General features: G+C 69.8%; 20 protein-coding genes. 4 read left to right on the top strand and 16 right to left on the bottom strand.

The features are described 5' to 3' along the window. Nucleotides 1-12 precede the first annotated feature (12 nt). The 5 genes from DMH01_RS06200 to DMH01_RS06220 all read right to left on the bottom strand — a co-directional run bounded on the left by DMH01_RS06200 (nucleotide 13) and on the right by DMH01_RS06220 (nucleotide 4,300). Complete coding sequence (locus DMH01_RS06200; RefSeq protein ID WP_125674100.1) at nucleotides 13-1,167, bottom strand: lytic transglycosylase domain-containing protein; 1,155 nt, start codon at nucleotides 1,165-1,167, stop codon at nucleotides 13-15. Between the two features lie 183 nt (nucleotides 1,168-1,350). Beyond that, nucleotides 1,351-1,860 carry a DUF501 domain-containing protein gene (locus tag DMH01_RS06205; RefSeq protein WP_034305945.1) on the bottom strand — a complete coding sequence of 170 codons (510 nt, stop codon included), beginning with the start codon at nucleotides 1,858-1,860 and terminating at the stop codon, nucleotides 1,351-1,353. A gap of 24 nt (nucleotides 1,861-1,884) precedes the next feature. Continuing rightward, nucleotides 1,885-2,247 (bottom strand): septum formation initiator family protein, encoded by a 363-nt coding sequence (locus tag DMH01_RS06210; protein WP_125674101.1) that lies wholly within the window; start codon nucleotides 2,245-2,247, stop codon nucleotides 1,885-1,887. A 186-nt stretch (nucleotides 2,248-2,433) separates the two neighbouring features. Beyond that, nucleotides 2,434-3,720, bottom strand: coding sequence for a phosphopyruvate hydratase (gene eno, locus DMH01_RS06215; RefSeq protein ID WP_038508280.1), 1,287 nt, complete (start codon nucleotides 3,718-3,720; stop codon nucleotides 2,434-2,436). Nucleotides 3,721-3,823: 103 nt separating this feature from the next. Further along, nucleotides 3,824-4,300 (bottom strand): glyoxalase/bleomycin resistance/extradiol dioxygenase family protein, encoded by a 477-nt coding sequence (locus tag DMH01_RS06220; protein ID WP_125674102.1) that lies wholly within the window; start codon nucleotides 4,298-4,300, stop codon nucleotides 3,824-3,826. A gap of 72 nt (nucleotides 4,301-4,372) precedes the next feature. Between DMH01_RS06220 and DMH01_RS06225 the strand changes: the two genes are divergently transcribed. After that, the gene (locus DMH01_RS06225) at nucleotides 4,373-4,786 is read left to right on the top strand and encodes a tetratricopeptide repeat protein (protein WP_125674103.1); all 414 of its coding nucleotides are present in this window, start codon (nucleotides 4,373-4,375) and stop codon (nucleotides 4,784-4,786) included. Between the two features lie 30 nt (nucleotides 4,787-4,816). Here the strand turns inward: DMH01_RS06225 and DMH01_RS06230 are convergent, their stop codons facing one another. After that, nucleotides 4,817-5,386: a helix-turn-helix domain-containing protein gene (locus DMH01_RS06230; protein ID WP_125674104.1), complete on the bottom strand. Its 570-nt coding sequence runs from the start codon at nucleotides 5,384-5,386 to the stop codon at nucleotides 4,817-4,819. 55 nt (nucleotides 5,387-5,441) lie between these two features. On the opposite strand from DMH01_RS06230, the gene DMH01_RS06235 reads away from it, so the two are divergent. Beyond that, nucleotides 5,442-6,362: an NAD(P)/FAD-dependent oxidoreductase gene (locus DMH01_RS06235; protein ID WP_125674105.1), complete on the top strand. Its 921-nt coding sequence runs from the start codon at nucleotides 5,442-5,444 to the stop codon at nucleotides 6,360-6,362. On the opposite strand, the gene DMH01_RS06240 is transcribed toward DMH01_RS06235, so the two are convergent. Beyond that, on the bottom strand, nucleotides 6,335-7,039 hold the full coding sequence (locus DMH01_RS06240) for a murein transglycosylase (RefSeq protein WP_125674106.1): 705 nt from the start codon (nucleotides 7,037-7,039) through the stop codon (nucleotides 6,335-6,337). The two genes, DMH01_RS06235 and DMH01_RS06240, sit on opposite strands and share 28 nt — an antisense overlap. Before the next feature lie 145 nt (nucleotides 7,040-7,184). Here DMH01_RS06240 and DMH01_RS06245 point away from each other — a divergent pair, with 145 nt between their 5' ends. Beyond that, entirely contained in the window at nucleotides 7,185-7,595 is a 411-nt protein-coding gene (locus DMH01_RS06245; protein ID WP_125674107.1) for a PPOX class F420-dependent oxidoreductase, read from the top strand. Nucleotides 7,596-7,656: 61 nt separating this feature from the next. On the opposite strand, the gene DMH01_RS06250 is transcribed toward DMH01_RS06245, so the two are convergent. The 9 genes from DMH01_RS06250 to DMH01_RS06290 all read right to left on the bottom strand — a co-directional run bounded on the left by DMH01_RS06250 (nucleotide 7,657) and on the right by DMH01_RS06290 (nucleotide 18,457). Beyond that, nucleotides 7,657-8,217: a hypothetical protein gene (locus tag DMH01_RS06250; protein WP_125674108.1), complete on the bottom strand. Its 561-nt coding sequence runs from the start codon at nucleotides 8,215-8,217 to the stop codon at nucleotides 7,657-7,659. An 8-nt stretch (nucleotides 8,218-8,225) separates the two neighbouring features. Next, the gene (locus DMH01_RS06255) at nucleotides 8,226-9,599 is read right to left on the bottom strand and encodes a hypothetical protein (RefSeq protein ID WP_125674109.1); all 1,374 of its coding nucleotides are present in this window, start codon (nucleotides 9,597-9,599) and stop codon (nucleotides 8,226-8,228) included. Then, entirely contained in the window at nucleotides 9,596-10,399 is an 804-nt protein-coding gene (locus tag DMH01_RS06260; protein ID WP_125674388.1) for an ABC transporter ATP-binding protein, read from the bottom strand. Before DMH01_RS06260 ends, DMH01_RS06255 begins: the two co-directional genes overlap by 4 nt. A 17-nt stretch (nucleotides 10,400-10,416) precedes the next feature. Next, the gene (locus DMH01_RS06265; protein ID WP_125674110.1) at nucleotides 10,417-11,232 is read right to left on the bottom strand and encodes a zf-HC2 domain-containing protein; all 816 of its coding nucleotides are present in this window, start codon (nucleotides 11,230-11,232) and stop codon (nucleotides 10,417-10,419) included. Further along, the gene (locus DMH01_RS06270) at nucleotides 11,229-11,771 is read right to left on the bottom strand and encodes an RNA polymerase sigma factor (RefSeq protein ID WP_125674390.1); all 543 of its coding nucleotides are present in this window, start codon (nucleotides 11,769-11,771) and stop codon (nucleotides 11,229-11,231) included. Before DMH01_RS06270 ends, DMH01_RS06265 begins: the two co-directional genes overlap by 4 nt. An 80-nt stretch (nucleotides 11,772-11,851) precedes the next feature. Beyond that, nucleotides 11,852-12,775 carry a MazG family protein gene (locus DMH01_RS06275; RefSeq protein WP_125674111.1) on the bottom strand — a complete coding sequence of 308 codons (924 nt, stop codon included), beginning with the start codon at nucleotides 12,773-12,775 and terminating at the stop codon, nucleotides 11,852-11,854. Beyond that, on the bottom strand, nucleotides 12,772-13,776 hold the full coding sequence (locus DMH01_RS06280) for a hypothetical protein (RefSeq protein ID WP_125674112.1): 1,005 nt from the start codon (nucleotides 13,774-13,776) through the stop codon (nucleotides 12,772-12,774). Before DMH01_RS06280 ends, DMH01_RS06275 begins: the two co-directional genes overlap by 4 nt. A gap of 155 nt (nucleotides 13,777-13,931) precedes the next feature. Then, nucleotides 13,932-17,486, bottom strand: a complete 3,555-nt coding sequence (gene mfd / locus DMH01_RS06285; RefSeq protein ID WP_125674392.1) for a transcription-repair coupling factor — start codon at nucleotides 17,484-17,486, stop codon at nucleotides 13,932-13,934. A gap of 56 nt (nucleotides 17,487-17,542) precedes the next feature. Continuing rightward, nucleotides 17,543-18,457 (bottom strand): LLM class flavin-dependent oxidoreductase, encoded by a 915-nt coding sequence (locus DMH01_RS06290; RefSeq protein ID WP_125674113.1) that lies wholly within the window; start codon nucleotides 18,455-18,457, stop codon nucleotides 17,543-17,545. Between the two features lie 86 nt (nucleotides 18,458-18,543). Between DMH01_RS06290 and DMH01_RS06295 the strand changes: the two genes are divergently transcribed. Then, entirely contained in the window at nucleotides 18,544-19,308 is a 765-nt protein-coding gene (locus DMH01_RS06295; protein WP_125674114.1) for a helix-turn-helix transcriptional regulator, read from the top strand. Nucleotides 19,309-19,331 lie beyond the last annotated feature (23 nt).

Below are 19,331 nucleotides of genomic sequence, written 5' to 3' on the forward strand. Positions count from 1 at the left end.
AGACAACGCCGATCAGGTGGGTTTGGTGCCGTCGCTGGCCGGCGTCGACGTTCCGGTCCCCGACGGATCCGCGCAGGGCGGCAATGTCGGAGTCGTCGTGGGCGTCGTGCTCGACGATGGCGGAGTCGAAGACGTGCAGGTCGGTGTCGTCGAAGTCGGAGGCGTCGGCGTATCTGAGGTGGTGCCCGGCTTCGAAGAAGACGAAGACCCCGAATTGGTCGGCGACAGCGAACTCGACGGCGAGGGCGTCACCGAACCGGGCGGCGTCGACGGCACCGGAGGCGGCGGCACCGACGCGGGCGGCGGAGCGGCACCGGCGTTCGGAGCGCCGATGGGCACCTTGCTGTCCGGCGTCGGCAGCACACCCGTGCGGTACGCCTCGGCCCAGATCAGCACGGTGTTCACATAGGTGTCGGAGTTGTTGTAGCGGAACACGGCCGCGCGCAACTGATCCGGTTTGGACAGATCGAGCCCGCCGGAGCACAGGTACCGGCCCGTGCCCAGCGCCGCGTCGAAGATGTTGTTCGGATTGGATTCGCCGTCGCCGTTCCCGTCCGAGGCGTAGCCCTTCCACGTCGACGGGATGAACTGCGTCGGGCCGACGGCGCGGTCCCACACCGTGTCGCCGTCGAATTTGCCGCCGTCGGTGTCCGGGATGGCCGCGAACGGCCCGGCGCCGTTGAGCTGCGGGCCGAGGATCGGTTCGAGGGTGTTGCCCTTCGCGTCGACGTAACCACCACGCGCGTGATTGGACTCGATGCGGCCGATACTCGCGATCAAAGCCCAGTCGATGTGGCAACCGGGCTGTTCGGCGATGAGGATGTCGGCGGCGTTGCGGTACGCGGCGAGCGCGGTGACCGGGATGCCGAGCGGTCCTTCGGGGAGTTCGTCCGCGGGGAGCGGGAGCGGGGTCGGGGCGTTCGGCAGGCTGCCGTCGACACCGATCTGCTGGACGAGCGGGTTCTTCGGGTCGTAGCCGTCGACGAGGGCGACGTTGTCGGAATGGACCGTGCTCGCCGTCGCCGCCCAGCTGCCGGCACCGACGACCGCGGCACCGGCCGGGACGATGGCGAGGACCCCTCCGGCCACCGCGGCTAGCGTGCGGTGCCGGAGACAGAGTCTCCGCACATGACCGGTCACCGCGCCTGGCACGTGCCTCACGCGCATACCTCAGAACCCTCCCGGCGGATCACGACTCGGCGATCCGGTACTTGCCCACCCCGTCAACCCTCGGCTGTGCCCAGCCTGCCGCATACGGTGACCGGTTTCACCCCATAGCGGAGGACCAGTTGGCCGACATCGGGTGAATTAACCCACCTGGAGGAACTATCTGTATAGCGCGGGCGGGTGTTACCCCTGGCAGTCGCCGGACGGCCAGCCGTTCGCCTTGAGCAACTCGAGCGTTTCGTCCCCGAACGGGTTCACCCCGGGCCCGACGGCCAGCGTGTGCGCCAGGTGGACGTGCAGGCATTTGACGCGGCCGGGCATCCCGCCCGCGCTGACCTCGTGGCCGAGCGAATCGATGGCGTCGCGTTCGGCGAGATAGCTTTCGTGGGTCCGCTGGTAGGCGGCCGCCAGCTCGGGGTCCTCCGCGAGCCGGTCGGTCATCTCCTTCATCAGCCCGGACGCCTCGAGCGTGCCGACCATCGACGTCAGCTTCGGGCAGGTCAAGTAGTAGAGCGTCGGGAACGGCGTGCCGTCGTCGAGGCGCGGGCTGGTCTGCACGACCGACGGGTGGCCGCTCGGGCAGCGCGCGGCGACGGCGCGCAGCGCACGGGGGGCCCGGCCGAGCTGTTCCGCGATGATCTCGCGGTCGGCGTCGGTCACCGGTTCAAAAGAAGACTTTTCCGTGCTGTTCACACCCGTAAGGCTAAAGGGCGCACTTCAGCCGCCCGCGACCTGATCCCACAGCTTCTCGTACCAGGAGCCCGCGGGCACCGGCTGCTGACCTTGCGGCTGCCCCTGCTCGGGCGCCTTGTCTTCGGGGAGCTGCACGATGTACGGCGTCTCGCCGGGCTTCACGAAACCGAACCGCTTACGCGCCTCCGCCTCGATCTGCGCCGGGTCGCTCAGCTCGGCCTTACGGCCTTCCAGCTGGGAGACGCTCCGCTGCAGTTCCGACTGCAACTGCTGCTGCTCGGTCACCTCGGACTTCTGGCTGAGGTACGTGCGCAGCGGGACGGCGATGGTGAACGCGAGCGCGCACACCACGATCGCCACCACCGCGGCCCGGCGGGTGGTGGACATGCCGAGCACCTTCGCGGCACCCGATGCCCGTTTCGCCGCCAGGCTGCGGCGCAGCCGGGTTCGGGCGCGGACCTCCGTCGTCGTCGTGCGACGGGCACGCTCCGGCCGGCGGCCCCTGCCGGAGCCACCTCCGTCCGCGCGCCCGCTACGACGGGTCCGCGCCCTCCCCCGGTCCGCCATAGTTCGTTATCCCTCGGCGCTGAACCGCGGGAACGCGAGGTCGCCGGCGTAGCGCGCCGCGTCGGCGAGGGTCTCCTCGATGCGGAGCAGCTGGTTGTACTTGGCGATCCGCTCGCCGCGTGCCGGGGCGCCGGTCTTGATCTGGCCGACACCGGTCGCGACGGCGAGGTCGGCGATGAAGGTGTCCTCGGTCTCGCCGGACCGGTGGCTCATCATCGACTTGTAGCCGTACGAGGTGGCCAGCGAGATCGCGTCGAGGGTCTCCGACAGGGTGCCGATTTGGTTGACCTTCACCAGCAGCGCGTTGGCGGCGCGGCGGGTGATGCCCTCTTCGAGACGGTCCGGGTTGGTGACGAACAGGTCGTCGCCGACCAGCTGGACCTTCTCGCCGATCTCGGTGGTCAGCTGGACCCAGCCGTCCCAGTCGTCCTCGCTCAGCGGGTCCTCGATGGACACGAGCGGGTAGTCGCGGACGAGCTCGCCGTAGTAGGCCGACATCTGCTCGGCGCTCTTCTTCGCGCCTTCGAAGGTGTACGCGCCGTCGGAGAAGAACTCCGTCGCGGCGACGTCGAGCGCGAGCGCGACGTCGCGGCCCGGGGCGTACCCGGCCTTCTCGATCGCCTGAAGGATCAGGTCGAGCGCCTCGCGGTTGTTCTTCAGGCTGGGCGCGAAGCCGCCTTCGTCACCGAGGCCGGTGGCCAGGCCGCGGCCCTTCAGGACCGACTTCAGCGAGTGGTAGACCTCAGTGCCCCAGCGCAGGGCCTCGCGGAACGACTCGGCGCCGATCGGCGCGATCATGAATTCCTGGATGTCGACATCGGTGTCGGCGTGCGCGCCACCGTTGAGGATGTTCAGCATCGGCACCGGCAGCACGTGCGCGTTCGGCCCGCCGAGGTAGCGGAACAGCTCCAGCTCGGCCGACTCCGCGGCGGCCTTCGCGACGGCGAGCGAAACACCGAGAATGGCGTTCGCGCCGAGGCGGGACTTCGCCGGCGTGCCGTCGAGGTCGACCAGCTTCTGGTCGACGATGCGCTGGTCGACGGCGTCGGTGCCGACCAGGTCCGGGCCGATCTCGTCCAGGACGGCCGCGACCGCGCGCTCGACACCCTTGCCGTTGTACCGGCCGGTGTCGCCGTCACGCAGCTCGACGGCTTCGTGTTCGCCGGTGGACGCACCCGAGGGGACTGCGGCCCGCGCCAGCGTGCCGTCGTCGAGAGCCACCTCCACTTCGACCGTCGGGTTGCCTCGCGAGTCCAGAATCTCGCGAGCGCCTACCTGCTCGATGAGCGCCACGCCATGCTCCTCATGTGGGTTGTGCCTGCGGTGACCGCGCCCAGCCTAGCCGTCACCGCAGTTCACCCGTTGGAGGCACGCGCCACATCAGCCGTCGACCGGGCTATTCCTCGGCCGGTTCGTCCGCCCGGACTTCCTTCCAGCCCGACGGAAGCTCGACGGTGTCGGAGAACTGCTGCCAGAAGGTCCAGCTGTTGCCACCGATGTCGGAGACGGTGAACACCCGGGCGCCGTAGGGCTGGTCCTGGGGCGCGTCGAGGTCGGCGTCGTCGCCGAGCGCGGCGCGGACGCGCTCGTACTGCGCGTCGACGTCGGGGACGTACACGATGTTCAGCTGCCCGACCGGGCCGTCGACGCCTTTCGCCTGCCAGTACTCGGGGCCGACCCCGGCCAGCTGGATCTTGGCCGGGCCGGCGCACAGAGTGGCCTGGAACACCTCTCCGGAGGCGTCGGCGAAGCGCACTTCCTCGGTGAACCCGAACACTCTGACCAGCCACGCGACCGCCTCGGTGGCGTCGGTGTAGTAGAGGTACGGCGCCAGACCGAGGTAGCCGGGCTCGCATTCTTCGGCACTGCTCATGGCAGGACAGTCCACCATGACCGTTTCAGCTCCTCGTGAACGACCCTGCCCAGGCGTATCGTGGAGCGGACCATGATGGATGCCGAACCCGCCCCAGAACCCGGTGAGGACTCGTCCGGTGAGTCTCGGTTCCGCGCCTTCCGACAGGCGGAGGCGCTGGTCGAAAGCCGCAGGCCGCTCGACGCCCTCAAGGCCCTCGAGCCCTTACTGGAAGACGAAACCGACAAACCGAGTGTTCAGTTGCTGGCAGGCCGCGCGTACTTCCACTCCGCACAGTTGCGGCGGGCCGAACGCGCCTTCACCCGGGTGCTGGAGCTGGACCCCACCGATCATTACGCGCGGTTCGTGCTCGGGCGGACCCTTCAGCGCCTCGGCCGGTTGACCGAGGCGCTCGCGCAGATGCGGATAGCGTCGGCGATGCACCCGATCCCGGAGTATCTGGAAGCGATCAGCGAGGTCAGCGCGCGGATCGCGTTGCGCGACTGACCCGGCGGCGGGAGCAAGGGACCTTTGCTCTCACTTCGACCTGGCACGCAGGTGGGCCCGCTCGCCCTGCTTGCCGAACAGCACCAGCAGCTCCACCGGCCCCGGCCCCGCGCTGCCGAACCAGTGCGGCACCCGCGTGTCGAACTCCGCGGCCTCGCCGGGCCCCATCGTGAAGTCGCGGTCGCCGAGCAGCGCCCGCAGCCGTCCGCTGAGGACGTACATCCACTCGTAGCCCTCGTGCGTGCGCTGCACGGGCTCGACGTCTTCGACCGGGATCAACAGTTTGAACGCCTGCGGCTGGCCCGGCTGCGCGGTCAGCGCCCACGCGGTGAACCTGCCGAATTTCTGCGCCTTCATCCGGACTCGCGGGTCGGCGGGTTCGGGTTCGCCGACCAGTTCGTCGAGCGGCACCTGATGCGCCGCCGACAACGTGAGCAACAGCTCCAGCGTGGCCTTCCGGGTGCCCGATTCGAGCCGCGAGAGCGTGCTGGCGGAGATCCCCGTCGCCTCCGAGAGCGCGGAGAGGGTGGTGCCACGTTCCTTGCGGAGCTGCTTGAGCTTCGGGCCGACCTCGGCGAGCCGCCGTTCGATGTCCTGCATGGCTCCCAGTTTGCCAAATCGGCAATGAACTTTGCCAACTTTCGCGAAAATCCGGATGCTCGGCAGCATGAACAACGAATTCGACGTGGTGATCATCGGTGGTGGCGTCGCGGGTCTCAGCGCGGCCCTGGTACTGGGCAGGGCGCGGCGCCGGGTCGTCGTGATCGACGGCGGCACCCCGCGCAACGCGCCCGCCGCGCACGCCCACGGTTTCCTGACCAGGGACGGCATTCCGCCCAAAGAACTGCTGGAAATAGGTCGTGACGAAGTCCGGGGCTACGGCGTCGAGATCGTCGAGGACGTCGTCCACCGGCTACGGCACGACAAGGCGGTGGAACTGGCGAGCGGCCGGGTCATCCGCGGTCGCCGGATCGTGGTGACCACCGGGCTGGCCGACGAACTGCCGGACGTCCCCGGCGTCGCGGAGCGCTTCGGCGCCGATGTCCTGCACTGTCCGTATTGCCACGGCTGGGAGGTCCGCGATCAGCGTTTCGGAGTGCTCGCCACCTCCGAGAAGTCGGTCCACCAGGCGCTGATCGTCTGGCAGTGGAGCAAGGACCTGACCTTCTTCACGCATACGCAGCAGCTCTCGGCCGAAGACCGGGCGAAGCTGACCGGGCTGGGCATCCGGATCGTCGACGGGAAGGTGTCCGAACTCGCCGTCGAAGACGACCGGCTGACCGGCGTCCGGCTCGTCGACGGGGAATTCGTCGAACGCGATGTCGTGTTCGTCGGCCCGAAGTTCGTCCCGCACGACCGGCTTCTCGCCCAGATCGGCTGCGCGCGCACCGAAACCGGCTCGATCGCGGTGGACGCGCAGGGCCGCACGAACGTGGACGGTGTCTGGGCGGCGGGGAACGTCGTCGATCCGATGGCGCAGCTGGTCGTCGCCGCGGGCGACGCCTACCGGATGGCGTCGGCGCTCAACTTCGACCTGGTGCTCGAGGATCAGGGCGCGACGCTGGCGTCCGCGTAGGTGTCGGCCGCGCTGAAGACCTCCTGGACGTAGGGCACCGACGGGTTGAACACCCGCATCGACTTCCACCAGCCGTCCGGGGTGGCGACGTCGTCGCCGGCGGCGCACAGGTAGCGGGCGGTGGCGAAGGCGGCGTCGTCGAGGTCCTTCGGATCCGGTTGCTTCCCGTCGCTCCTGGCCCGGGCGGAGTGCTTGGCCCAGACGTCGGCGGGGAGCGTGATCGGGCCGGGCCTGCCCTGCGCCGTTTCGACGTGGGAGATCCCGGCGAGGGTCGCCCACGAGAGGTGGCAACCCGGCTTCTGCCGCCGGAGCCACATCTCGGCCCGGCCGTAGGCGGACAGGTCGGCGAAGGAGAGCCGCGTCTTCGCCGCCACCCGTTTCGCCCAGGTCTCGAGTTCGGCCGCGTCGGAAACGGTGGGCCGGTCGGGCGGCGCGGCGAGCCCCGCACGCGGAGTCGCCACCCCCGGCTGGGGCTTCTGGTCGGGAACCGCGAGCGCGGGCTGGGGCTGGGCCGGCGGAGGGGGCTCCTCGCCTCCCGGCCGGTTCACCCCGACGGTCATGATCAGCACCACGCCCGTGAGCACGAGCCCGCCCGCGAAAGCGAGCCTGGGCACGTACGGCGGCAGAGGGCGGGCAGCATGCTCCGGGGCTTCGGTGCTCTGGGCGGTTTCGGCCACCCGGTCAGGTTACTTCGCCACACTTCCGGGCGATGCCCCAATCGGCTTACGACCCCGACTGACGGTAGAACCGATCGGCGACCGGCAGCTCGAAGCGGGATTACCTCTTGACCTCCAGTCAAGTGGAGATCACACACTGATTCCCATGTTCAGTGAAGCGGAACTCGACTACCTCGCCACCCAAGGTCTCGGGCGGCTCGCGACGGCGCAGCCGGACGGCACGCTGCAGGTCAGCCCCGTCGGTTACGCCTACAACACCGAGACCCGGACGATCGACATCACCGGCTACGAACTGGCGAAGAGCAAGAAGTTCCGGAACGTGGCCGCCAACGGGCAGGCCGCGTTCGTGGTGGACGACATGCCCTCGCAGGACCCGCCGAGGATCCGCTGCCTCGAGATCCGCGGCCGGGCCGAGGCGCTGACCGGCGCCCGCACCCCCGACGGCCATCTCGACGGCGCGGTGATCCGGATCCACCCGTCGCGGATCATCAGCCTCGGTGTCGACGACCCGGACCACGACCCGCTCGATCTCGTTCCGCACAACCGAAACGTCTGACCGGGGAAAGAAAGGGTCGTTCCTGACGAAAAACGTCGGGAACGACCCTTTCATGACACTTTCAGCGACGGGCACCGTAGACCGCGTAGGTCCCCAAACCGGCCACGGCGAGCACCACGGCGGTCCACGTGGCTTCGGCCACGCCGACGGGCTGGAACGGCCAGGTGATCACCAGGTGCACGGACTCCGTACCCGACGTGGTGGCCCAGACCACGAAGGCGACCGCGAACCCTGCCAGCGGCAACGTCCACCCGAAGACCCCGCCGAACAGCACCGCGGCGATCCCGGCGAGACCGAGCAGGCCACCCGCGTTCCGCACGATGATCTCCACCGGAACCCGCTCCGCTTCCCACAGCCGCGGCAGCAGCACGGCACCGATGCCGAGGCCGCCGATCAGCAGGAGATGCACGACGCGGCGAGGCGCCCAGCGGATCGCGGCGGTCCGGTCGAGATCGACGTCCTGCCCGCTGAGTCCGATGGCGGTCACCGCGATCGCGACGAGGAGCGCCAGGGAAACCGGGATCTCCGACCAGCGGTCCCGCGCCAGGAACCAGATCACCGCCATGCTCGCCGCCACCGCCGCGAACGACGCGGGCATGGCGCGCGAGCGCGCGTACAGCACCGCCCACCTCATCGGGCGCCGCCGAGGAGGATGTCGAGCTGGTTGCCCTGGCAGGTCAGGCCCGCCTGCCGCTGCGCGATGATCCGCTCTCGCTGCACGTCGGGCGGCAGGGCACGGAAGGTCTCCCAGCTCCGGAGGACCTCGTTCTTCTTGTCGTCGCTCAGCCACGACCCCCTGAGCATCTCCCACTCGCCGAGGAACCAGCTCGACGTGATCGACCGCGCGGTGAGTTCGTCCATGAACGACCTGTCGACACCATGAAGGCTGTAACAGGTCGGCGTCCCGGCGCCGGCGACCAGCGTCCGAGTCATGTCGTCCGAATTCAGGACCGAACGGATCGACCAGTCCACCAGGTCCACGTAGACGGTGTCGGCGGCGCGCGGCGGCATCTCGTCGTAGCCCAGCCGCCGGTCCAGTACCGCGACCTTGACCGGCGCGTCCGGCAGTGTTCCCAACAGCCGCAACGCCTCCTTGCCGGGCCCGGCGAGACGGGCGAGTTCGGATTCGAGCATGCGGGGGACGCAGACCGGGCCGTCGCAGACCATCTCCGTCGCGTTCGGGTCGGCGACCTTGGCTTCGGCCGTGCTGCCGGGCAGCACGGGCAAGGCGATCGCGGCCGCCACCAGCGCGGGAACGACGGCGAGCCCTTTCGCCCGCTTGGAGCGGCCCGCCAGCAGGAGGATTCCGGTCGCGGCCAGTCCGGCGAGCCAGATCCCCTGGCCAAGATCCATCCGGCCCGCGGTGGTGTCGAACGGATCCCGCACGACGTCCAAGGCGGGTGAGAGCAAGGAGACCCGGAACGGCACGATCCCGGCCAGCGCGCTGCCCTCCGACCCGGCGAACTGGAACAGGAGCACGGCCACGAACGCGGCGACGGCCACCGCGGGCGCGGTCAGCGGATGTGGCAGCAACCGGCCGATCCCGAGCCCGATCCAGGCGCCCGCGAGCATCGCGAGCACACCGACCACGACGATCGGCAGCCAGCCGAAGGTGAAGAACCCGCCGTTGAGCGCGGCCTGAACGGCGCCGACGGCGAAGATCAGCAGGTAGCCCAGCACCAGCAGGCCCCCCAGCGCACCGGCGAGTTTCGCGGCCCGCTGCCAGCCGGGACGCGGCATGGTGGTCATGAGTTCGGCCGTGCCGGACCGGCTGTCGCGCATCCCTTGGACGACCCCGGCGCCGACCGCGATCGGCCACAGGAACACCAGCAGGAACCGGCTCCACTCCGCGGCGTGCGTCCAGTGTTCGTCCCAGGCGATCGGCGCCTTCGACCACGGACCGCTGAACGAATACAGGAACCCGAACGCGACCACGAGAATGGCGAGCGTCGCCCAGGGGGCGATGGAACGGCGGAGTTCGGTCCGCAGGATACGAGTGTTCACCAGTTCCCCCTCCCTGGCTCGTGCCCGAGCAGCGCCGAGTAACCGCGCTCGATCGGGCTGTCGCCGACGTACTCCTCGGTCCCAGCCGCGGCCAACTCGTCCGGCGTCCCCTGGAAGACGAGTTTCCCGTTTTCGAACAGGACGACGTCGGTGCAGGCCGTCGCGACGTCCTCGACGAGATGCGTCGAGACGACGACGCAGGCGTCTCGGCCGATTTCCTGAAGGAGATCGCGGAACCGCACACGCTGTGCCGGGTCGAGCCCGGCGGTCGGCTCGTCCAGCAGGAGGATGTCCGGATCGTTCACGATCGCCTGTGCGATCCCGACCCGGCGCACCATGCCACCGGACAGCGTCTTCATCCGGTCGTCGGCCCGATCGGCGAGGCCGACCCGTTCGATCGACCGCTGCACCGCGGCCGGGATGTCCTGTTTGGACATCTCCTTCAGCCAGGCGATGTACTCGACGAACTCGCGGACGGTGAACCGCTTGTAGAAACCGAAGTTCTGCGGCAGATAGCCGATACGGCGGCGCAGGCGGCGCTGATCGGTGAACCCCCCGACGGATTCACCGAGCAGCGCCAGCCCTCCCTCCGCCGGCCGGAGCACCGTCGCCAGTGCCCGGATCAGCGTGGTCTTCCCGGCCCCGTTCGGGCCGAGCAGACCGTGCACCCCCGTGCCGAGTTCCAGGTCGAGCCCGTTCACGGCGAACTTGCGTTTGCCGACCCGGACCTTCAGTCCCTCCGCCTTGATCTGCCACGCGTAGATCGTGGGTGCGACCTCCGCGGCCCCGACAGCACGCATCATGTTCTCCCCTTCGTTCATCGTTCGGATCCGGTGAGCAGGCCGAAGACGCTCCGCCGGAGCACCACCACGACCGCGGTCAGCGCGAAGATCGCGCCCCACACCGGGAGAAGCCGGGGTTCGAGCGCGGTGGCGCGCCCTTGCGAAGCCACCGCGGGCGCCAAGATCACCGCCATCCAGACCCCGGTGAGGACATAGGCCGCCCGCACCACCCCGATCACGCCGCCGAGCGCGAGCGTCCCGGTGGTGAAGGCCAGGCTCGGCAGGAGACCGAGCCCGAATCCGCCGCCGCCGAGCCAGCTCGAAAAGCCCTGTATCGGCAACACGACCGCGAGGACCGCGGTCGTCCGGCGCAGCAGCAGGTAGAGCCCGGCCCTCGGCGTGGAAGTGACGAGTTCGTACGCGGGATCGAGCCCCTTCGCCCACGACACCGCGACACCGAGCACCGGCAGCACCGGCGAGAAGAGCTGGACGAACGAGTAGCCCTTGGACCCGGTGAACCCGAGCGAATCCAGCAGGAAGCCCAGTGCCGGGATCAGGACGATCATCACCAGCCACGGCAGCATCACCGGCGTCACCCAGGTGTGCAGCCGTCCGGCCCACCGGCTCCGCATCGGGCTCGGCCCCGCTTCGGCGAGCTTCGGCCCCAGCCCGGCCCAGACGTCGTCCACCAGCACAGATACCGTCGGCAGGCTGAGCGCGGACAGTCTTCCCCGGCATTCCGCGCACGCTTCGAGATGGGCTTCGACCGCCCAGACCTCGTCACCGGCCAAGCCGTCGTCCCCGCGGACGTAACCGGCGAGGAGCTGTTCGGACACGTGTTCCTTGTTCACGACAGCGCCTCCCGCATCGCGATCCGAGCCCGCCTGGCGCGGGTTTTGACGGTTCCTTCCGGCAGGCCGAGCAGGACCGCGGTCTCACGGACGGTCAGCCCGTCGAGCACCATGGCCTGTAGGACTTGACGGAGTTCGGGAGCGAGGCGGCGCAGCGCGTCGCCGACGTGGTCGCCGACCGCACCGGCCAGCGCCTCCTCCTCGGCGGCGGGCGCGACGGTGGTTTCCGCGACCGGCAAAGGCTGCGCGTGCCGCGCCCGGCGGCGGAAGGCGTCGACCAGCCGCCGCGCGGCGATCGTCCACAGCCAGCCCACGGCGCTCCCGCCGACGGCGGAACCGGCGAACGCGCCGGCGGCGCGCCACACCGCGAGGTAGGTCTCCTGCATCACCTCGGCGACGATCTGATCGTCGGCGCAGCGACGGCGCAGGCGCACGGCCAGCCACGGCGACGTGCGGCGGTAGAGCTCCTCGAACGCCGCGCGGTCACCTCGGGCCGTGCGGCGGACGAGCTGCTCTTCGTCCGGTTCCGTTCCTTTCACATCCGGCAAGACGCCGAGATCATCGAAACGGTTCTCATCCGATTGTGTCCCGCGTCACAGCGTCTTGATGGAGGCTTCGCTCAGGAACCCGGCCAGAACTTGCGCCAGCCGTCGGCCTCGAGCGTCGTCGGCTCCAGACCGGCGTCGCGTGCGGCCTGCTCGGCGGCCCGGATATCGCGGGCGAACTGCTTCGCGACGGCGCGGAGCTCGCCTTCGGGATCGATCCCCGCGCGGCGGGCGGTCGCGGCCACCCGGAACAGCTGGGCGGCCGCTTCGGAACCGTCGGGGAACAGGTCGAGCGGGATCCCGGCCCGGCCGCTGCGCTGGCCGAGCTTGCCGGCGAGCGCCACGGCGGGCTGGCCGAGCGCGACACCATCCACAATGGACTGGCGGCTCTTCTCGGCCTGTTTCAGTTCTTCCCATTTGAGGTTCTGGTCGCTGACGGTCTCGACCCGGGGGGCGTCGGCGAAGACATGCGGATGACGTCCGACGAGTTTCGCGACCAATTCCGAAGCGACCTCGTCGATCCCGAACGGATCGTCCGCGTCCTCGACCGCGACGCGCGCGTGGAACAGCACCTGGAGCAGGACGTCGCCGAGTTCCTCACGCAAGGCGACGCGGTCGCCCTCTTCGATCGCGTCGAGCAGCTCGTAGGTCTCCTCGACCAGATATTGACGCAGCGACTCGTGCGTCTGGACGGCGTCCCACGGGCAGCCACCCGGCGAGCGGAGCCGGTCCATCACCTCGGCGGCCTCGACCAGCGGCGGAACGGGCGCTTCGATCACGCGCGCGCCCGACCTGATCAGCGCCGCGGCCTTCGGTTCCCTTCGCGAACCGGCGATGAGCACGAGGTCGCGCGCCTGCGTGTCACCGAGCGCGGGCACCCCGACGACCTCGGGATCGACATCGGAAGCCGCGTACACGGCCGCGCTGGTGCGCAAGATCGGGAGTGCCGCGGCGGGCAGTGTCGCCCCGCGGGCGATCACGACGACGGCAGCGGTCACGGGTTTTGCGGGGCGGCACCGTGCACAGGCAGCACGATGCCCTTCTTCGAAGCTTCGTTGGGCGCGAGGTCCATCTCGACAACATCCCACACGCCGTAGCGCGGGTTCACCTTGAGGTCGACCTGGCCGAGGTCCGGCTGGAGGAGCCGGACACCGATCTTGGCCAGCTGCTGGGCGGTGGGCTGCGCGGCCTGATCCGACGCGACGGGCTTGTCCGCGGTCCGCTCACGCATCACGACGACGACCCAAAGCGGCTGCTGCGGTGTCGGCTTGAAGGCGGCGACGGTGTTGGGCTGGAGACCGAACAGGACGGTGGCCGCGGTCGCGGGCGACTGCATGGCGGGCAGCTTCTGGCCGGTGCCCGCCTGGGTGTCGGAGGTCTGCTGGTCCTGCGCGATCAGTTCGGCGGCCGCGTTCGGCGAGGCGGCGAAGCGGCGGGCCTTCTCGATCGCCTGCTCGCGCAGCTTGTCCGAGTCGGCGCCGGTGGCGTCGGTCGAGGAGACCGAGCTGAAGTCGAACGTGACGCTGAGCTTGTCCATGTACTTCATCGCGAGCTGAGTCTGCAGCGCCGCGTCGATCAGCGCCTCGCGGTGGTCCCGCACCCGCGCCACGAGCTGCTCGACACTGAGCTCGGGATCGTCCTGCGGGTTGGCCTCCATCGGCTTCGCCAGCGGATCGTTCCGCAACGCGTTCACCACGAGGGACTCGTCGACCCCGATGCCTTCCCGCTGAGCGGCACGCTTGGTGAGGTCGTGCAGGATCTCCTGGCGGACGATCTCGCGGCCGACGAGGTCGAGCTTGTGCTCCTTGGCGAGCTGCTGTCCGTACGGGTGCTCACGAACGGCCTTGTCGATCAGCTGCTGCACGCGATCCACCGAAACGGTCCTGCCGTCGACGATCACCGCCGCACCGACCTGCCCGGGTCCGGCGTTGCATCCGGCGAGAAGGAGAGAACCGGCAAGAACCCCGACCAGCGCGCGACGGCGCCCCATGATCCGCATCACAGGGCCTACCCTCTCATACCGGCCCCGGCGAGAGAACCAGGTCGTAAGTCGCGATTCGGGCTCGGCCCATCACGCGAGTCACGCCTCCAAGCACGCGAGTTCTGCTTCCCATCACGCGAGTTACGCCTCCGATCACGCGAGTTCGGAGTTCCTCACGCGACGGGCGCCGGCGACTTCATCAGATTCGTCAGCAGCTTCGCGCACCAGTCCAGCAGTTCCTCGTCTCGCAGCGCCGGGGCGCCCATCCGCCCGCCCGCCGGGCCCTCCGTCGGCTTCGGCACGGAAACCGTGTTCGTCACCGCCTTGTAGAGAGCCTTGGGGTACAAGCGCTTCAGCCGCACCATCTGCGAATCCGCCAGCGGCAGCGGCGCGAACCGGATCGACGTGCCCTGGGCGGAGACCTCGGTGACCCCGGCCGCGCGGCAGGTGTGCCGGAACGCGGCGACCGCGAGCAGCCTCCGCACCGGGGCGGGCGGCTGGCCGTAGCGGTCGACCAGTTCCTCGCGGACGGCGTCGAGCCCGGCCTGGTCGGGCGCGGCCGCGATCTTGCGGTACGCCTCCAGCCGCAGCCGCTCGCCCGGCACGTAGTCGTGCGGGATATGCGCGTCCACCGGGAGATCGACGCGGACGTCGGCGAGTTCTTCCTCCTCCGCCGTGTCCGCGCCCGCGTGCCGGCGGAACGCGTCGACCGCTTCGCCGACGAGCCGCACGTACAGATCGAAACCGACGCCCGCGATGTGCCCGGACTGCTCCGCTCCGAGGATGTTGCCCGCGCCGCGGATCTCCAGGTCCTTCATCGCGACGGCCATGCCCGCGCCCAGTTCGGTGTTCTGCGCGATGGTCGCCAGCCGGTCGTGCGCCGTCTCGGTGAGCGGGGCCTCCGGCGGGTACAGGAAGTACGCGTACCCGCGCTCCCGCCCACGCCCGACGCGGCCACGCAACTGGTGCAGCTGCGCGAGCCCCAGCAGGTCACCGCGTTCCACCAGCAGCGTGTTGGCGTTCGAGATGTCCAGCCCGGTTTCGACGATCGTGGTGCAGACGAGCACGTCGTACTCGTTCTCCCAGAAACCCTGGATGATCTTCTCGAGTTTGTCCTCGTTCATCTGCCCGTGCGCGGTGACGACACGCGCCTCGGGCACCAGCTCGCGAATACGCTTCGCGGCCTTCTCGATCGAGGAAACCCTGTTGTGCACGTAGAAGACCTGGCCGTCGCGCAGCAGCTCACGCCGGATCGCGGCACCGACCTGCTTGTCGTCGTACGCGCCGACGTAGGTCAGGATCGGGTGCCGGTCCTCGGGCGGGGTCAGGATCGTGGACATCTCACGGATCCCGGCGAGCGACATCTCCAGCGTCCGCGGGATCGGCGTCGCCGACATGGTCAGCACGTCGACGTGGGTCCGCAGCGCCTTGATGTGTTCCTTGTGCTCGACACCGAACCGCTGTTCCTCGTCGACGATCACCAGGCCGAGGTCCTTGTACCGGATCCCGGTCTGCAACAGGCGATGCGTGCCGATCACGATGTCGACGTCACCCGAGGCGAGCTGTTCGAGAATCGCGTCGGACTCGGGCTTGTTCGTGAACCGCGAGAGCCCCCTGATCTTGACCGGGAACGAACTCATCCGTTCGGTGAAGGTGTTGAGGTGCTGCTGCGCGAGCAGTGTCGTGGGCACCAGCACCGCGACCTGCTTGCCGTCCTGCACGGCCTTGAACGCCGCGCGGACCGCGATCTCGGTCTTGCCGTAGCCGACGTCGCCGCAGATGACGCGGTCCATCGGGACACCGCGTTCCATGTCCGCCTTGACCTCGTCGATCGCGGCGAGCTGGTCGTTGGTCTCGGTGAACGGGAAGGCGTCCTCGAGTTCGCCCTGCCACGGGGTGTCCTGCCCGAACGCGTGCCCGGGAGCGGCCTGCCGCGCCGCGTAGAGCTGCACGAGTTCGGCGGCGATCTCCTTGACCGCCTTCTTCGCCTTGGCCTTGGTGTTCTTCCAGTCCGACCCGCCGAGTTTGTTCAGCGTCGGCAGCTCGCCGCCGACGTAGCGGGAGACCTCGTCGAGCTGGTCGGTCGGGACGAACAGCCGGTCCCCCGGGTGCCCGCGTTTGGAGGAGGCGTACTCCAGCAGCAGGTACTCGCGGGTCGCGCCGGCGACGGTGCGCTGCACCATCTCGACGAACCGGCCGATGCCGTGCTGGTCGTGCACCACGTAGTCGCCCGCCTTGAGGGCGAGCGGATCGACGGCGTTGCGGCGCCGCGAAGGCATCTTGGTGCTGAAGTCCTTTGTGGACGTCCCGGCGCCGGAACCGCGACCGGTGAGGTCCGATTCGGACAGCACCACGAGGGCTCGCTCCGGCGAGACGAAACCGTCCGAAAGACCGCCGCACGTCACCGTCACGACGCCTGGCGTCAACGGACCGGTGATGCCTTCGGCGAGCGACGCGGGCACGTCCCCCGCCGACAGCTGCTCGACGGCGCGGGCCGCGGTGCCGTGCCCGGCGACGACGAGGACGGCCGTCCCGCCCGCGGCCGTGTGCGCGCGCAGGTCCGTCGTCGCGCGCTCGACCTCGCCGCGGTAGTTCGGCGCGGCTTCGATCGAGACGCGGTAGACGTCGGGATCGTCGCTGGCCAGCTGCGTCAGCGTCCACCAAGGGCGCTTCGTCTCCTGAGCGTGCTTCGCGACCCCCGCGAGGTCCCGGTACGCGGAAGCGCCGAGGTCGATCGGGGCCTGACCGCCCGCGGCGGCCGTGGTCCAGGACGCTTCGAGGAACTCCTGCCCGGTGCGGACCAGGTCGGCCGCGCGGGCCCGGATCTTCTCCGGATCGGCCAGGAGCACGTGCGTGCCCTGGGGCATCGCGTCGGTCAGCAGCTCCAGCTCGCCCTCGCACAGGACGGGGATGAGCGCCTCCATGCCCTCGACGGGGACCCCGCCGGAGAGCTTGGTGAGCATCTCGGTGAGCTGGGCGTCCGCCTCGTACGTCGTCGCCAGCTCGGCGGCCTTCGCGCGCACCGGCTCGGTGAGCAGCAGCTCACGGCACGGCGGCGCGCTGACGTGCCGGATCTCCCCCGGCAGCGACCGCTGATCCGACACCGCGAACGCGCGGATCTCGCTGACCTCGTCGCCCCAGAACTCGATCCGCACCGGATGCTGCGCCGTCGGCCCGAACAGGTCGAGGATGCCGCCGCGCACGGCGAACTCGCCGCGCTTCTCGACCATGTCCACCCGCGTGTAGGCGAGCTCGACCAGCCGCTCGAGCAGCCCTTCGAAACTCTGCTCCTCGCCGACCACCAGGTCGATCGGCGCGAGCGAACCGAGCCCGGGCGCCATCGGCTGGATGAGGCTGCGGACGGTCGCGACGACGACGCGCAGATCGTCGGCCCCCGTCTTGAGCCGGTGGAGCACCTCCAGCCGCCGCCCGACGGTGTCCGCCCGGGGCGACAGCCGCTCGTGCGGCAGCGTCTCCCAGGACGGGAAGTCGGCGACGGCGCCTTCGCCGAGGAAGGACTTCAGCGAAGCGGTCAACTCGTCGGCCTCGCGGCCGGTCGCGGTCACCGCGAGCACGGGGCGGCCGGCGCCCTCGTCCGCGGCGAGGGCGCCCACGACCAGCTGGCGGGTGGCGATCGCGCCCTGGAGTTCGAGCACCGGGGCACCGGCCCGCTCCACGACCCCGCGCAGGGCCGGATCGGGAAGGATGGAATGAAGGAGTCCGGACAATGGAGCGTTTGTCACCGTCACAGCCTACGTGGGGGCACCGACAGTCCGCCGCGCGATTACCGGGGCAAGGCGTCGGCGAGCTTCGGAAGCTGTTCGTCGAACTCGGCTGGTTCCTGGGTCGCGATCCTGATCAGCACGTGTTCGGCGCCCGCGTCCCGGTATTCGCGCACCCTGTCGGCGACCTGCGCCGGAGTGCCCGTGATGTACACCTGGATCTTCTCGACGAAGTCCAGCGGAACGCCGTAATTCCGCTGTGCGTAGTCCTCCAGCCGCTCGCGGGCCCGGACCGGGTCCTCCTCGATGAGCACTGTCGCGAACAACGCGGGCGTCACGGGGCGTACGGCCGCTTCGCGGATCTTCGCGAGCCCGTCGGCGTAGTCCGCGACGTCGGGCGGGTACGGCAGCCACCCGTCGTAAAGCCGTCCCACTCGCTTGAGCGCGCCCGGCGTGTACGCGGCCAGCCACACCGGCGGACCACCCGGACGGTGGGGTTCCGGGTACTCCGGAAGGGTGTCGTAGTGCAGCACCTCGCCGTGGAACGGGCCGCCGTTCCCGCTCCAAACGTGCCGCCACAGCGCGACGATGTCGTCGAGCCGGGCGCGACGGCGTTCCCACGGAACACGGGTGAAGGCGAACTCGGGTTCGCTGCGGCCGGCGAACCCCGCGCCGACGCCGAGCGTGATCCGGCCCTGGCTGAGCAGGTCGAGCGAGAGGATCGTGTTCGCGGAAAGCAGCGGATCCCGCAACGCCGGAAGCAGCGCGGCGGTGCCGAGGGTGATCCGCTCGGTTCTGGCGGCGAACGCGCCGAGCAACGTCAACGGATCGATGGGCGCCTGCGCGAGGGTGTCGCCGACCCAGACCGAATCGAAGCCGAGGCGTTCGGCTTCGACGGCGATCGCGACCATTTCCGGCGCGGTGCGCCCGGCGTCGAGGATGGACCGATAAGTGGGGACGACCAGACCGAATTTCATGCCGGAAGCATCCGCGCGGCGGGGAATCGTCTCAATTCCTTCGAGGGAATGGCGGCGCCGCGCGCGACTCGGCCAAGATGACGACCATGGTTTCCGGATTCGGTCCCGCCCTGCGGGGCTGGCGTGAGCGGCGGCGGCTGTCCCAGCTGGAACTGGCGCTCCGGGCCGGGACCACCCAACGGCATGTGAGTTTCTTGGAAGGCGGCCGGTCGATCCCCGGCCGCGGCCTGGTGCTGCGGGTCGCCGAGTCGCTCGAACTCCCGCTCCGGGAGCGCAACGGCCTCCTGCTCGCGGCCGGGTTCGCCCCCGGTTTCCCCGAAACGGAACTGGACGATCCCAGGCTGAAGCCGGTCCTCGACGGTATGCGGCGGCTGCTCGACGGGCACCGGCCGTACCCGGCCATCGTCGTCGACCGCTACGGCGTGCTCGTCGCCCGCAACGACGCGCTCGACCTGCTCTTCGAGGACGTGGCGCCCGAACTGCTCGAGGAACCGGTCAACACGCTGCGGCTCGCGCTGCATCCGAAGGGGATGGCGCCGCGGGTGCTGAACCTCGCGGATTGGGCGCGGCACATCCTGGAACGGTTGACGCAGGAGATCGCGCACGCGCCCGACGAGCGGCTCACCGCGCTGCTGGCCGAACTCGAAGGTTACGTTCCGGAGCCGGGGCCGCCCGGCCCGGACCACCTCGGGTTCGCCGTGCCGATGCGCCTGTCCACTTCGGCGGGTGAGCTGCGGCTGATCACGGCCATCACGACGTTCGCGACCGCGGCCGACGTCACGGTGTCGGAATTGAAACTGGAGACGTTCCTTCCCGCCGACGCCGAGACGGCCGCGATCCTGACGCGCTGACCGGTTCGTCCCTAGTGGGCGGT

The organism is Amycolatopsis sp. WAC 04182, from assembly GCF_003947465.1.
GTDB lineage: Bacteria > Actinomycetota > Actinomycetes > Mycobacteriales > Pseudonocardiaceae > Amycolatopsis.